9 protein-coding genes are annotated in these 14,875 nt (G+C 38.4%); 4 read left to right on the top strand and 5 right to left on the bottom strand.

Annotated elements, in window-relative coordinates; translation table 11 throughout:
- Positions 1–870 (bottom strand): AraC family transcriptional regulator, encoded by an 870-nt coding sequence (locus BUC16_RS04515; RefSeq protein WP_073368251.1) that lies wholly within the window; start codon positions 868–870, stop codon positions 1–3.
- Between the two features lie 111 nt (positions 871–981).
- Between BUC16_RS04515 and BUC16_RS04510 the strand changes: the two genes are divergently transcribed.
- From BUC16_RS04510 to acs, 4 genes are all read left to right on the top strand, one after another.
- A complete protein-coding gene (locus BUC16_RS04510) occupies positions 982–1,797 on the top strand; it encodes an SDR family oxidoreductase (protein WP_073368250.1) in 816 nt (271 codons plus the stop codon).
- A gap of 2 nt (positions 1,798–1,799) precedes the next feature.
- Positions 1,800–2,969: a mannonate dehydratase gene (uxuA, locus tag BUC16_RS04505; protein WP_073368249.1), complete on the top strand. Its 1,170-nt coding sequence runs from the start codon at positions 1,800–1,802 to the stop codon at positions 2,967–2,969.
- 339 nt (positions 2,970–3,308) lie between these two features.
- On the top strand, positions 3,309–3,869 hold the full coding sequence (locus tag BUC16_RS04495) for an acetate uptake transporter (RefSeq protein ID WP_073368247.1): 561 nt from the start codon (positions 3,309–3,311) through the stop codon (positions 3,867–3,869).
- Between the two features lie 114 nt (positions 3,870–3,983).
- The gene (gene acs, locus BUC16_RS04490; RefSeq protein WP_073368245.1) at positions 3,984–5,891 is read left to right on the top strand and encodes an acetate--CoA ligase; all 1,908 of its coding nucleotides are present in this window, start codon (positions 3,984–3,986) and stop codon (positions 5,889–5,891) included.
- Between the two features lie 77 nt (positions 5,892–5,968).
- On the opposite strand, the gene BUC16_RS04485 is transcribed toward acs, so the two are convergent.
- The 4 genes from BUC16_RS04485 to BUC16_RS04470 all read right to left on the bottom strand — a co-directional run bounded on the left by BUC16_RS04485 (position 5,969) and on the right by BUC16_RS04470 (position 14,708).
- Complete coding sequence (locus BUC16_RS04485; RefSeq protein ID WP_073368243.1) at positions 5,969–8,884, bottom strand: alpha-amylase family glycosyl hydrolase; 2,916 nt, start codon at positions 8,882–8,884, stop codon at positions 5,969–5,971.
- A gap of 66 nt (positions 8,885–8,950) precedes the next feature.
- Positions 8,951–10,006, bottom strand: a complete 1,056-nt coding sequence (locus BUC16_RS04480) for a SusE domain-containing protein (RefSeq protein ID WP_073368242.1) — start codon at positions 10,004–10,006, stop codon at positions 8,951–8,953.
- Positions 10,007–10,025: 19 nt separating this feature from the next.
- A complete protein-coding gene (locus BUC16_RS04475) occupies positions 10,026–11,609 on the bottom strand; it encodes a RagB/SusD family nutrient uptake outer membrane protein (RefSeq protein WP_073368240.1) in 1,584 nt (527 codons plus the stop codon).
- An 18-nt stretch (positions 11,610–11,627) separates the two neighbouring features.
- Positions 11,628–14,708, bottom strand: a complete 3,081-nt coding sequence (locus tag BUC16_RS04470; protein ID WP_073368238.1) for a SusC/RagA family TonB-linked outer membrane protein — start codon at positions 14,706–14,708, stop codon at positions 11,628–11,630.
- Positions 14,709–14,875: the final 167 nt, after the last annotated feature.

Here is a 14,875-nt window from a genome sequence, read left to right as displayed (position 1 = left end):
TCATTTGCTCAACATCGTCTTTCTATATTGGGAAGGAACATAACCCGTATTTTTTTTAAACGTTTTATTGAAATGGGAAATGGTCTCAAAACCACATTGCCCGCTCAACTGGGAAATACTGATATCTTCCATCAACAATAATTTGCAGGCATAACCAATCCGCATATCCAAGATGTAGTTTTTAAAGGATTTGCCTGTTTTGCTTTTAAAATAACGGCAAAAAGCGGAAGCGTTCATCGCGGCAAAAGAGGCAATTTCATCAAGACTCACATTGCGTGTATAATTCTTGTTGAGATAAGACATTATTTTATCTATCCTCGCCGTATCATAAATCGTTTCATTGACAAAGTCGGTAGTGGAAATAATTTGCCTGTTCTCGGTTTCCGACATTTCCTTGAGAATTTCCAAAAAAAGCATCAGTTGTTTCAAACCGTTTTCCAATGGTATTTTTTCAATTAAATCCTGTAATTTTGGGAAACTGCCTGCGGCAAAATAAATTCCTCTTTGAGATTCCTGAAACAAATTCTTTATTTTTAAAAAATGCGGATAATGATTTATGGCATAATACATGAATTCTTTTTCAAACTGGATTATGGTGCCTTTTACCCTCAAGTCGGCATTGCCCAAATGATAGGCCTCGTCACTCTTCATGAAATGCGGCAAATTAGACCCAATGAGCAAGATGTCACCTGCCTTGAATTGGGAGATGCTGTTGCCCAAAAACCGGGTTCCCGTTCCTTCCTTGATATAAATAATCTCATATTCCGTATGAAAATGCAAGGGATATGTAAAATGTTCGTAATCAAAAAAACGTGCTTTCAGGGGAGAAGACTTCGAAATGGGAAGCCTTTCGTTCATAATTTTTTTCATTGTATCACTTTTTAATTTGCAAAAATAGAATCAGTATGTGCAAATTTAGGAAATAAAATTAGTTTAGTTTGTTCTTAAATTTGTATGTAGCAATCTAAAAATAAACAAGATATGAATGAAGCATTTAGTATTCAAGGAAAAACAGCCATAATAACCGGAGCTGGTGGAGTTTTGGGCGGAAGCATCGCAAAAAGTTTTTTGCAAGCAGGAGCAAAAGTAGTAGCCATTGATATTCACGAAGAAAACCTAAATAAAAGAGTAGCCGAACTTTCCGAATTTGGAAGTGACGTAATTGGAGTTGTGGGCAATGTGCTTGATATGGAAAGCCTAGAAAACGTGGCCAAGGAAGTATTGGCCAAATGGGGTCGAATTGACATCTTGTTGAATATCGCAGGAGGAAATCTTCCTGGAGCAACACTTATGCCAGACCAAGAATTTTTCGACATGAAAATTAGCGATTGGGACAAAGTTACCAACCTAAACTTGAACGGAACCGTTTTTCCAAGCATGGTTTTTGGAAGAGTAATGTCGAAACAAAAAAGCGGAAGCATCATCAACATGTCATCCATGGCGGCTTATTCAGCGATAACTCGCGTGCCGGGTTACTCGGTTGCCAAAACGGGAATCAGCAATTTCACCCAATGGTTGGCCACGGAAATGGCGATGAAATATGGCGACGGAATTCGCGTTAATGCATTGGCACCGGGATTTTTTATCGGTGACCAAAACCGTAGAGTTTTGATTAATGAAGATGGTTCTCTTACTGAAAGAAGTATAAAAGTGTTAGCCAAAACCCCAATGGGACGTTTCGGTGACATTGCGGAATTGAACGGAACCGTACAATTTTTGTGCAGTGATGCAGCCAGTTTTATTACCGGAGTTGTATTGCCTGTTGATGGTGGTTTTAGTGCATTTAGCGGAGTATAGTTATGGAAAAAACATGGAGATGGTTTGGCAAAAAGGATAAAATAGCTTTATCCATGCTTAGGGAAATTGGCGTGGAAGGCATCGTTTCGGCTTTGCACGATATTCCAAATGGCGAAATATGGACAGAAGAAGCAATTCTTGACCTCAAAAATTATATCGAAGCCGCAGGATTGCGTTGGTCGGTTATTGAAAGTCTTCCCGTAAGCGAAGGTATCAAAAACAACGCACCCAATCGGGACCAACTGATTGACAACTATATTGTCAGTCTTGAAAATTTGGGAAAATGTGGTTTAAAAACAATTTGTTATAATTTTATGCCGGTTATCGACTGGATTCGAACCGACTTGGAATACAAATTGGAAGACGGTACTTCGACCCTGTTTTTCGACAAAATCAAATTTGCCTATTTTGACATCTTGATTCTTAACAGAAAAGATGCCGACAAGGAATACACCAGCGAAGAATTAGCCAAAGTTTACGAACTGGACAAAACCATTACCGAAGCCGAAAAAGAGCAATTGATAGACACCATCATTGTAAAAACGCAAGGCTTCATCAATGGAAACATAAAAGCGGGAGATCAAAATCCGGTGGCCATATTCAACAGATTGCTTGCCGTTTACGACAACATCGACAAGAATGAATTGCGTGAAAACTTGCGTTATTTCTTGAACCGCATTATGCCGGTTTGCGAAAAATACGGCATCAACATGTGCATTCATCCTGACGACCCACCGTTTCAAATGCTGGGTTTACCAAGAATTGTAACCAACGAAGAAGATATTCGATGGATTTTGGATGCCGTTGACAATCCACACAATGGCTTGACATTTTGCGCTGGTTCATTGAGTACTGGTTTACAGAATAATGTTCCCGAGTTGGCCCGAAAATTTGCTTCCCGCACCCATTTTGTGCATCTAAGAAGCACCGAAACCTTGGAAGGAGGCAATTTCATCGAGGCTTCCCATCTTGAAGGACGTGGACATTTAATAGAATTGGTTAAAATATTTGACACTGAAAATTCAAAATTACCGATGCGCGTCGATCATGGTCGAATGATGTTGGGCGACGAAGACAAAGGATACAATCCGGGCTATTCGTTTCACGGTCGAATGTTTGCTTTGGCACAAATTGACGGTGTGATGGCAACTTTCCAGCATTTAAATAAATAAAAACAGAAGTTGTTCTCAAAATAGAAGCCTTGAAAAATGAATTTCAAGGCTTCTATCATTTTAATAAATCAGGACAAAAAAATCATTAACCACTACAACAACCAAACATTAGCTATTTTAACTATAATTTTAAGTTTAAAAGAATTAAAAACAGGTATTGATTCATTAAAAACAAGCATCGGAACCAAGAGTTACAAAAAAGAAAAAAAATTATTCAAAAAATCGAGTAGGTTTGATATATTTGTGAACTAACTGCAAATCGAATGTAGTTTTTTGCTTAAAAAATCCAAAAAAATATTAACTATAACCAAAAAACCAATTTTAATTTTTTAACTATTTATGGAACAAATTATCAAAGACACGACAGCCAACCCGGCACCATTAGGCCTTTTTGGCTTCGGAATGACAACAATTTTATTGAACATCCATAACGCTGGATTCTTCGAACTCAATGCCATGATTATGGGGATGGGAATATTTTTTGGCGGTCTGCAACAAGTTATTGCAGGAATAATGGAATGGAAAAAAGGTAATATTTTTGCTATGTCTGCGTTTACTTCTTATGGATTCTTCTGGATATCGCTTGTTGCCTTGTGGCTATTGCCTTTGGCGGGAGTGACAAAACCTGACGGTGCCTCAATGGGATTCTATTTAGGATTATGGGGCTTGTTCACATTGGCCTTTTTCATTGGAACATTGAAGGGGAACACCATTGGAAAACTTATTTTTGGCTCTTTGGTAATTCTTTTTGCATTATTATCCATAGCTAGTTTTACTGGAAACGAAAACATTCATACCTTTGCCGGATATGAAGGTATTTTGTGTGGCTCTTTTGCTTTTTATGAAGCAGCTGCCTTAATCATCAATGAAAAATTAGGAAGACAAGTATTGCCTCTATAAACATAAAGCAAACTTCTTCTTTTTACCATACAACCTATCTGCTATTCGATAGCGATAGGTTTTTAAATTTGTTGACTCAACACATTAAGACATTTAAACTAGAAAAAAACAACTATGAGTTACTATAAAATAGAAAATCTAGAACAATACTTCAAACACTACAATAAATCCATTCGTGAACCCAGAAAATTTTGGAGCAAAATCGCTTCAGAAAACTTTACTTGGTACCAAGAATCCGAAAAAATAATGGAATTTGACATGGCCGAGGCCAAAATCCAATGGTTTGTGGATGCCAAGGTAAATATCGTGAAGAATTGTCTTGACAGACATCTTTCAAAAAGAGGAGACAAAACAGCCATTATTTTCGAACCAAACAATCCAGGTGAAGCGGCGCAACATATTACGTATAACGATTTGTATGCGAGAGTTTCCAAAATGGCCAATGTTCTTCGCGAACAAGGTGTAGAGAAAGGGGATAGAGTTTGTATTTATTTGCCAATGATACCTGAATTGGCGGTTTCTGTATTGGCTTGTGCCAGAATTGGTGCCATCCATTCGGTTGTTTTTGCAGGATTTTCTGCTTCGGCAGTGGCAGCAAGAATTAACGACTGCGAAAGCAAAATGGTCATCACGTCTGATGGTGGATTTAGGGGAGAAAAAACTATCGATTTAAAAGGAATCATTGACGATGCCCTAAACAATTGTCCTTGTGTTGAAAAAGTTTTGGTTGCTAAAAGAACCAATGCTTCAATCACCATGAAAGAAGGTCGTGACCAATGGTTGCAGCCCCTTTTAGACGAAGCATCAGACAATAACGTTGCCGAAATCATGGACGCAGAAGATCCATTGTTCATCCTTTATACTTCTGGTTCGACCGGAAAACCAAAAGGAATGGTGCATACAACTGCTGGATACATGGTTTACACGGCTTATTCTTTCAAGAATGTGTTCAGCTATGAAGAAAATGATATTTTCTGGTGTACTGCCGACATTGGTTGGATTACCGGACATTCCTATATATTGTACGGCCCATTATTGAACGGTGCCACAACCGTAATTTATGAAGGCGTACCATCCTACCCTGACTTTAGTCGTTTTTGGGAAATCATCGAAAAACACAAAATTACCCAATTTTATACTGCGCCGACAGCCATTCGTGCCTTGGCAAAAGAAAACCTGTCCTACATACAAAAATACCCATTAAAATCCTTGAAAGTGATTGGCTCCGTTGGAGAACCTATCAATGAGGAAGCATGGCACTGGTACAATGACCACGTTGGTGGAAAACGTTGTCCTTTGGTTGACACTTGGTGGCAAACAGAAACCGGTGGTATCTTGATTTCGGCACTTGCTTTTATAACTCCAACAAAACCAACCTACGCTTCCTTGCCATTACCTGGTATTCAAGCCGTTTTGATGGATGAAAAACGCAACGAAATAGAAGACAATCAAGTTACGGGAAGTCTTTGCATCAAATTTCCTTGGCCGGGAATTGCAAGAACCATTTGGGGCGATCATCAACGTTATAAAGACACTTATTTCAGTGCTTTCCCTGGAAAATATTTTACGGGTGACGGAGCTTTGCGTGATGAAGTGGGTTACTACAGAATCACGGGTCGTGTAGATGATGTCATCATTGTTTCAGGTCATAATCTTGGAACTGCCCCTATAGAGGATGCAATAAACGAACATCCAGCAGTTGCCGAAAGTGCCATTGTAGGATTCCCGCACGACATCAAAGGAAATGCTTTATATGGTTTTGTAATCCTTAAAGAATCTGGAGAATATCGCGACAGGGAAAATCTTATGAAAGAGATAAACCAACACGTTGCCGACCATATTGGACCAATTGCCAAGTTGGATAAAATTCAATTCGTTTCCGGTTTGCCAAAAACACGTTCCGGCAAAATTATGCGTCGTATTCTTCGCAAAATAGCCGAAGGTGATTTCTCAAACTTCGGAGACACCTCCACTTTATTGAATCCAGAAATTGTGGAAGAGATAAAAGATGGAAAATTGTAAAACGAAATAAATTATAATAAAAAAGGAAAGGGCTGTCTAAAAATTTAGACAGCCCTTTTTATGTTTACAGCATTTTTTTATTGCTTTAACAGCTTCATCACTTTAACTTCACTGTTTTCGTTGAGTGCTTTTACAACATAGATTCCTTTATTCAAATCACTAATAGAAAACTGATTTTCTTTGGACTGTTTAGCATTAAAGCTTTTTACCAATTGTCCCGTGATCGAATAAATTTCAACTTTAGAACTATTTGTGTTTAACTTAAAATAATCCGAAGTTGGATTTGGATATAAATAAATTTCACCGTTCACTTCAAACTTGTCTGTTCCCAATGAAGAGGATTTGTTGCCATAAATCCTGAATCCACCTGCTTCTATGGCAATTGTTGCCGTTGTGCTCGTCACCTGAACAGGAGCATTATCCATCAAGTTGTACCAAGTTCCCGTATAAGGAAAATCTGGAACGACATTTTGGGTTGTCACGTCTAAATTTGTAAGCACCACGATGTTTTTCAATTGCGTGGAAGGCAATGAATTGTCCCAAATAAACAATCTTGGCGTGTAAGTTCCCGACTGAATATCGAAACCACTGTTAGCAGTGATAGTAGCATTAAAGATGGGCTCCGTTGTTTTTAAGGCAATCATTTTTGCCCAATCAAAATAGATTTTATTTCTATTTACATCTCCAAGCCAATTGTTCGTCCATTGTGGTTGCGGTTTTGTGTCCAATTTACAATCACCACTTGGCACGCCTCCATCATAATCCGTATTTACTGTTCCATTATTACAAGTCCAAATAGACTTTTCCCAACCCAATTCACCAAAATGCCAAATCATTTTTGGACCAGGAACCAGAAGCGACACCGCTCCAATGGCAGACATTCTAGACAAAGCCACATTCAAATTCTTAACATCATGGGCAGGATTGGAACTTTGACCATATTGCAGGTTTTTATACATCAATCGTTCTTCGTCGTGGCTTTCGGCATATCCCATCAATCTTTTTCCGGTAAATCCCCTGCTGTCGTAGCCCATTCTTTCGATGTTTTTATCTCCGCTTTGACCCATTGACAATTCATTGTATCTATCGGTCATTTTGCCCCACATCATCACTCCTTTGCTTGGCGTTTCGGCGATTCTGTAATTGGCCCATTGTTGTTCTTCGTTGTCATTTCCCAAATGTTCGAAAATAGCATAATGCGTCGGATCCAAACTCCAAGAATAATCGGCATACTCTTTAAGGACATCCACCCTGTCTTGTTGGTAAATATTGGTACAATTGTCCTGAACACTTGAACTTCCCGTATAAGGGCAGTTTTGGGTAAAACCCTTGGTCAAATCCCAACGGAAACCGTCAATTTTGTATTCTTCTATCCATTGCTTGATTACCCTTTTTACATAATTTTTTGTTCTGGGTTGTTGGTGATTAAAATCATTTCCAACGCTGTAACTATGTCTGGCAGACATATTAAAATAAGGATTCTCGGAAGATGGGCCTCCCCAGCCGTCGCCGTCGGGATCGTCCATCCACATTCTATCCATCGGGTTTCTTCCAAAAGCGTGATTCAATGCCACGTCTAGAATTACCGCAATTCCGTTTTGATGACATAAATCCACGAACTCTTTTAGTTTGGCACTTGTACCATAAGCCTTGTCCAAAGCCATATGAAAAGAGGTGTTGTAACCCCAACTTTCGTTGCCGTCAAATTCCATTACGGGCATTAATTCGATGGCATTTATTTTCAAGTTTTTGAAATAATCGATTCTGTCAATAAGGTTTTGATAACTTCTGTTGGCATCAAAATCCCTGACCAAAACTTCGTAAACCACTAGTTTGTCTTTTTCTGGTTTTACAAAATTGGTTGTTGACGTGCTCCAAGCATAAGGTGTTTGCCCGGTCAGCAAAACAGTGACTTCACGTTCTTGTCCGGCGGGATAAGCAGGAAGATTGGGATAATTACCAACCGGAATCGATGTGTCTTCCTCGTTCAAAACCAAGGTAGAATAAGGATCGGCCGTTTTTACCACGGAGGGCGTATTGGCGATGGGAGTTTCGTCGACTACCCAATATTGATACGTGTAATTAGTTCCTGAAACCAAACCCGTCAATTCCAGCCAAAACTTGCCCGAAACATTGTCTTTTTTCATGGCATAAGTTGTAGTTGGCAGCCAATTATTGAAACTACCAGCCACGTATACAAAATCTTTTAATGGAGCGTCCAGCACCAAAGTCGCCTTTGTGGCATCGCCCGAATTGTAATTGATTCCGTCAACCAAACCCGCAGGCATTGCTTGAGACACAGTTCCAGGATTTACAATTGCCGAGAATTTTTTTATTATTGTTGTAGGCCCTTGCGTGACTTCCAACTCGTAATTTTGATTCGTCGTGATATTCGTGTGAGAATAAGCATAGCTTGAAGTGCTTGGATTTGTGTTGATGGAAACCCCATTGGCTTTTAAATTATAGCTGGCAACGCCATTCGTGTTGTTTGCAGCGATGTTCAAACTCCCTCCTGAAGCAACTATGTTGGTACTATTTTGCAATGGAGTAGTCAAGTTTACGCTCAACAACCCTACCTCAACAAGGATGTCTTGCGATTTTTTGTCACCTGTACCGTCTTTTGCTTTTATCAGGAATCCAATTTTCCCAATTCCTGTCGTGTTGTAATACGTTGTGGGAGTTATTGTTTTGGTGTAAGTATCAGATATGGAATTGTAGGTAAAACGACTTGCTTCGTCGGAAGCATTCCAAGTTCCATTTAGCGGTGTTCCTTTTTGGGTCGTATCATTCAAGTCGAAAGCCCAAGCCCACATATACAATGCATTGCCGACAACTCCCCAAGTGGCCTCGTTTACACTATTCCCGTTGATGGTAATAGTTATGGCAGTTGTTTCCTCAAATGAAGCCGGGCTTACGGTGTAAGTAACCGTTTGCTGTTGGGCAAAAGCTTTTATTGACAAAAAAAACAGGAATAAAAGTGTTATTTTTTTCATGATTACTGGTATTAAGAAAAAAAGGGCTGTCTTTTTGAACAGCCCTTTTTTTAAATGAAACTAAAATTAGTTTTTAGTAAGAGTGTATTTGTAGCTTCTAGGTGTACTCAAATCAAGAGTGACAGTATAATTACCTGCTGCAGCTACTTTTATGTTGTCTGGAGAATTAAATTCTAATTTTCCATCAGCTCCAGTATCCCCGTAGTTGATATCCCATGCATTGTTGGCTCTAAATTTGATTTGTTTATCTGTAAGGTTAACTGTAACAGTCCAAACTTTAGTGGTGCTGTTATAAGTCATTGGGGTGCTATTATCCCATCCTCCAGGAGTTGCATCGCCTATGATTCCCCATACAGTACGGGTTTCTTTGTATGTTAATGCTTTAGTATCGGCATTTATAAAATAATATCCGGCTGTAACGGTTAGGTTTTTCTCGTCTTTTTCAACCAACTTACCTGTAAATGTTCCGTCATCTCCATAATCTGGTCCTTTGTTCCAATCATATACACCGGCTGCATCTGGAGCAACGAATTTATGCTCTCCATCTAACCAAATATATCCTTCGTAATCTGTTTTTCCAAAAGCGGATGATGCAATTCTTGGAGCCGTTACAGGATTCCAACCTTGATGATTTCCTGGTACTGCCAATTGAGGCAATTCGCTAGTATAAGGAGTCACTTTCAAAATTATTACATTAGAATATTGAACGATTGCATTTGCGGCAGTACCCAATGCTGCTTTAATTCTAACATCAACGGAAGATTGCACAAAAGGAGGAAATCCATTGGCAGACAACAAACCGTTAAGTTCTTTATGAGTCCAAGACAAAAACCTGTCGGTGGTTGTACCAGCAGCAATAGGAGCTGCAAATTCAGTACCTGCTTTTGCAATTTCCACAGTGTAGGTTGCTGCTGTTTCAACTCCAAAATCACTGTAATCCCATACTAAAGTCGTTACGACTTCATTCTCTCTTGATTGCATCAAAACCAATTCGGTTCCTGATGCCGGGCTCAATAGTTTTGCTCCTGATTGAGGAGTGGCCACCGCTTCTATATCATTTTCACATGAACCTAATGCGATTAGCAAAAAGGCAAAAATTGTTGTTTTTAAAATATTTTTCATTGTTTTATTTTATTAGAGGTTAGTAACCTGGGTTTTGTTTTAAGTTAGGGTTTGCTTGTAGAGCGGTCAAAGGAATTGGGAATAATTTGTAGCTGTCAGGAATTGCTGTTCCGTCTTTAACTCCGCCTTTCCATGGCCAGTTATAAGAACCTCCCGTAAACTTGCCAAATCGAATTAAATCGGTTCTCCTGTGTCCCTCAAGATTAAGTTCTCTTGCTCTTTCGTCCAAGATGAAATTTAATGTTAAATCCGTTGCATTTATTGAAGAAGCTTTAGAGCGATTTCTGACAGCATTTACATATGTCAATGCTTGGCTAGCATTCCCTGCTGTTGCTCCTCTAAGCACACATTCTGCATACATTAAATACACATCTGCCAATCGGTATAAAGGAAAATCAGTGTTGGCAAAAGCGGTTGGAGAAGAAGAGCCTTGGAAATTCTTGTTGGTAAATTTCACGCTTGGAAAACCATCAACCCAGGCTTTGTAATCTGTCATTTCGTAATTATGGCCACTTGTCCAAAACAACTTGCCTCTATCATCTGGAGACGAAGCCAAAGCAGCGGCTGAACTTCCAAATAAACCATACCAGGCTTTTGTTGCCCTGTGTCCTTGCCAAGCATTTGCAGCACCTCCAGGATTACCAAAATCTGTTGGTTGCATAGTTGCATCACTCATGCTGCCGTTCACAATATAAGTTCCGTTACCATAACTTTGACTTACAATTGGATCAGCTATCAAGACATAAATAATTTCGTTTTTGGCAGCTGTTTTGTCATTGTCCGCAGAAAATAAACTTTTGAAACTTGGTGCCAATGTATAACCTCCTTCTTTAATTATTTTATCCGTATAGATAAGGGCATCATTGTATCTGGCAGTCCCTGTGTATACTTCGGCATTTAGGTATAATTTTGCCAACAACATTCTCACACCTGACTTGTTTACTCTACCGTATTCATTGGTCATTGGAATTTTGGCTTCAATGTCCAACAGTTCTTTTTCCACATATTCGAACATTTCTACTCTTGATGATTCTTTAACAGGGACAGGACTGCCTAAATCTTGTTCCGTCACGATAACACCTTTTCCAAAACAATCAATCATGTAATAATAAGCCAACGAGCGCAAAAAGCGCAATTCACTAGTGTAAAGTTCTTTATCGGGAACACTAACATCATTCATTATATTAATCAAGTTGTTGGCCTGCGGAACCACGAAATAAACCCTGTTATAGAGATATCTGAAAAACTTGTTGTTTTCATCCCAATTAGTTGTAGTCGTTAATTGATCCAATCCATTGTCTCCCCAACGGTTTTTCATGCCATCGGCAGTGAAATCCTGGAGATTGACAATACCTCTCAAAAAAGGTGATTCACCAGCATTATCACCAGCACCAAGGTCAGATTTATCAGGACCTTCTGAACTGGATAAAGCAAACGCACCATAAATTTTAGACACCAACCCTTTTATTGCATTTGGGTCTTTCTGCAATAATTGATCAATCCCCAACTCCACTTTAGGTTCGGTTTCTAAATCATTCGAACAGCTATTAAACAACAGCAGGAATAAACTCACTCCTACTATACTTATTTTAAATTTTTTCATGATATTTTTATAATGAAATTAGAAATCAAGACTTAAACCAAACGTAAATGTTCTTGGTCTTGGATAAAAATTATTGTCAATTGCATTAAAATTTTCAGGATCTTGACCTGAATATTTTGTAACAATAAAAGCGTTATTGACAGAGCCATACACTTTCAAAGAAGAACTGTTGATGAACTTGCCAAATTTGTAACCTAACGTAATATTGTCCAACCTTAGGAAAGTGGCATCTTCCAATAAATAATCCGAGAATGTGCTGTTTCCATTAAAATCTTTAAACAATGGATTGGCTGTACCGTCATAAAAATTAAGAACATTATTCAATGCACTTGAAGTTCCTTGAATGGCCCTATCGGTAAAACCTATAGTTGTGATTCTGGAGTTGTATACTTGTCCTCCTATTTGACCCCTAAAGTTTGCGGTTAAATCCCAATTTTTATAGTTTATGGCAGTATTGAAACCAAAAGTCCAGTTCGGACGTAATGCTTTGTAATACCTGTCTTCATTGTCGATTTTATTGTCTCCATTCAAATCTCTAAAAGCATTTGGAATGGGTTGCCCGTCAGTATCATAAATCTGTTGGAATACCCATGCTGAATAAGGCTGATGACCTACCGCATGATAACCCAAAAAGAGACCTGTTCCTGTAGGCAATCCGCTTTCGGTAGCCTGAACTGCTGAAATTCCTTCCAAATCGGTAACTTCACTGCGGTTATATGCAATGTTTCCTCCTATGGACATATCGAAGTTCTCTTGTTGAACTAGTTTTACATTAAGATTAACTTCAAAACCTTCACTTTCAATAGAACCGATATTGTCTATAAATGTACTCGAAAGCCCTTGCCCCGGAGCAACCGGAACTACTGCCAATAAATCATTTGTATCACGTTTATAGACATCAAAACTACCTGTCACAATGCTTTTGTTAAAGAATTCGAAATCCAATCCCAAATTATAATTAGCGGTTTTTTCCCATGTAATATCTGGGTTAAAAGCCAATGCTGAATAAGTATTGATTCCCGGTAAATATTGACTATTGACATTTCCTACTTGGAACAATGGTCTTGAAGGGAAATATCCTGCAGAACCCGTAATGTTTTGTTGCCCCGTTTTACCCCAACCTAAACGTAATTTAAGGTTTTGCACAAAATTGGATTCTTTCAAGAATGATTCTTCCTTGATTTTCCAAGCAGCACCCACAGCAGGGAAATAGCCCCATCTTTGGTCTTTTTGAAACAAGGATGATCCATCGGCCCTAAAAGTTGCAGTAAACAAATATTTATCCAACAAATCCACATTTCCCCTGGCAAAATAAGCTTGCAAATTCAAAGGGCTATAATATCTGTTGTTTGGATTATTAGGATTAATTACAAGTTCTCTCAATCCCGTTGTGTCATTGTATCTGTAAATTTCTTTATTACCATCTGTTTTAAAATTTTGATAAGTATATCCGGCTTGTCCATCTACTTTGGTCACAAAACCCGTCAAACTTTTGCTGTATGCCAAATAAGCATCCATAGTTTGATTGGTAGAAGTTTGATTTTCTTCGTAATTTTCACCGGGATTGAACACATAATTTGTTGCAGGATCAGTGCCTTGATTAAATCTGTAAGTAGCAATCGAATTGTCTGTATAAAGTTCTCTAATTTTAGCTTCTGAAGCATCTAAACCTAAATTGACAACTGCTCTTAAATCTGTAAGAAATGGAAGTTTATAATCAAATTCAACGTTTCCTAAAAAACGAAGTGCTCTTTCCGGTCTTGCTCTTTGCTCCAATAACGCCAATGGATTTGAAGCACCTTCCAGTTGGTTTCTTCCTCCATTAAGCAAAGTTTCTTGGTAATATCCGCCAAAAATACTGTTTGAGTCATAAACGGGTTTAGTGGGATCCATGGCCACTGCTCCGTAAATAACGCTTCCTTCATCGATTGAATTTTTGTCGACATAAGTACCTTTTGCATTAAAATCTACTTTCAAATTGTCGTCCAAAAATTTTGGAGTCATTTTTAGAGAATAACTGTATCTTTCATAATCGTTGGTTTTAACAAGACCTTGAGTATTGTTGTAACCAAAAGAAGCCCTGAAAGGTATTTTTTTAAACAAATTGGCTCTTGCGCTAAAATTATGGTCAGTAGAAATAGACGTTCTGTAAATTTCGTCTTGCCAGTTGGTGTCGCCAATGATTCGTCCTTCAATTTGCGGAGTTGACAAATCATCAACCAAAGTATTGGAAGAATCGTCAATTCCCAAACCGTTTGTTCTTGTTGGATGATATTCCTGAATAAACTTGACAAAGTCTTGAGCATTCATCACATTGATGTTTTCATCAACTTTACCTGCAGACACAGTAGCCGAATAATTGAATTGTGGAGCTCCAGATGTTCCTTTTTTGGTTGTAATGATAATCACTCCATTAGAAGCTCTTACACCATAAATAGCCGTTGCAGATGCATCTTTCAAGATAGAAAAACTTTCTACATCATTTGGATTAACCAAAGACAAAGGGTTACTGACACCAGCAGGATTTTCATTACTGATTGGAACACCATCAATGATAATCAATGGATCATTTGATGCGCTCAAAGAAGCACCGCCCCTAATTCTGATATTTGGTGCTGCATCTGGTTGTCCGCCATTATTGGTAATACGAACTCCAGCCGCTTTTCCGGCCAAAAGCTGATCTACAGACACCATGGCTCCTTTATTGAAGTCTTTGGAAGAAACAATTTCAACTGCGCCAGTAGCGTCTTTTTTCTTAACGGAACCGTAACCCACTTGAACAACAACTTCTTTTAATTGACTTGCATCTTCTTCTAGAGATACTGTTACTGATGTTTGGTTGTTGAATTCTAGAGTTTCGTTTTTATATCCAATGAACGAAAAAACGATTATATCGCCTTTCTTAACATTTGATAATTTAAATTTTCCCTCAAAATCTGTCGAAGCACCAGTTGTGCTTCCTTGTACATTAACGTTTACTCCCGGAAGAGGTTGTCCTGATATTTTATCAAGAACTTTTCCGCTAAATGTATTCTGGGCCAGAACACAAAAAGGCAGAAGCAACATTAAAAATAACAACTTTTTGTAAATTGTTTTCATACTTTTTGTTTAAGTTAATTAGGTTTTTTATTTAATTTACCTTTACTTCGAGTATCAAAATTAGATAAATTTATAAGCGCTCGACAAAAGCAAAATCCAAATGGGTTACGAAAACGTGGTAGTGTTGAAAACTTTCTGTTTTATTGCTGTTTTTAGACATAAAATTA

Source organism: Flavobacterium fluvii, from assembly GCF_900129545.1.
Classification (GTDB): Bacteria; Bacteroidota; Bacteroidia; order Flavobacteriales; family Flavobacteriaceae; genus Flavobacterium; species Flavobacterium fluvii.
The sequence above is the reverse complement of the archived record's forward strand: the minus strand, read 5'-3'. Positions and strand labels throughout refer to the sequence as shown.

Bases quoted from the DNA above. Each gene is read 5' to 3' on its own strand.
- BUC16_RS04485 (WP_073368243.1), bottom strand. From the start codon at position 8,884: ATGAAAAAAATAACACTTTTATTCCTGTTTTTTTTGTCAATAAAAGCT.
- BUC16_RS04510 (WP_073368250.1), top strand. From the start codon at position 982: ATGAATGAAGCATTTAGTATTCAAGGAAAAACAGCCATAATAACCGGA.
- BUC16_RS04470 (WP_073368238.1), bottom strand. From the start codon at position 14,708: ATGAAAACAATTTACAAAAAGTTGTTATTTTTAATGTTGCTTCTGCCT.
- acs (WP_073368245.1), top strand. From the start codon at position 3,984: ATGAGTTACTATAAAATAGAAAATCTAGAACAATACTTCAAACACTAC.
- BUC16_RS04495 (WP_073368247.1), top strand. From the start codon at position 3,309: ATGGAACAAATTATCAAAGACACGACAGCCAACCCGGCACCATTAGGC.
- BUC16_RS04475 (WP_073368240.1), bottom strand. From the start codon at position 11,609: ATGAAAAAATTTAAAATAAGTATAGTAGGAGTGAGTTTATTCCTGCTG.
- BUC16_RS04480 (WP_073368242.1), bottom strand. From the start codon at position 10,006: ATGAAAAATATTTTAAAAACAACAATTTTTGCCTTTTTGCTAATCGCA.
- uxuA (WP_073368249.1), top strand. From the start codon at position 1,800: ATGGAAAAAACATGGAGATGGTTTGGCAAAAAGGATAAAATAGCTTTA.
- BUC16_RS04515 (WP_073368251.1), bottom strand. From the start codon at position 870: ATGAAAAAAATTATGAACGAAAGGCTTCCCATTTCGAAGTCTTCTCCC.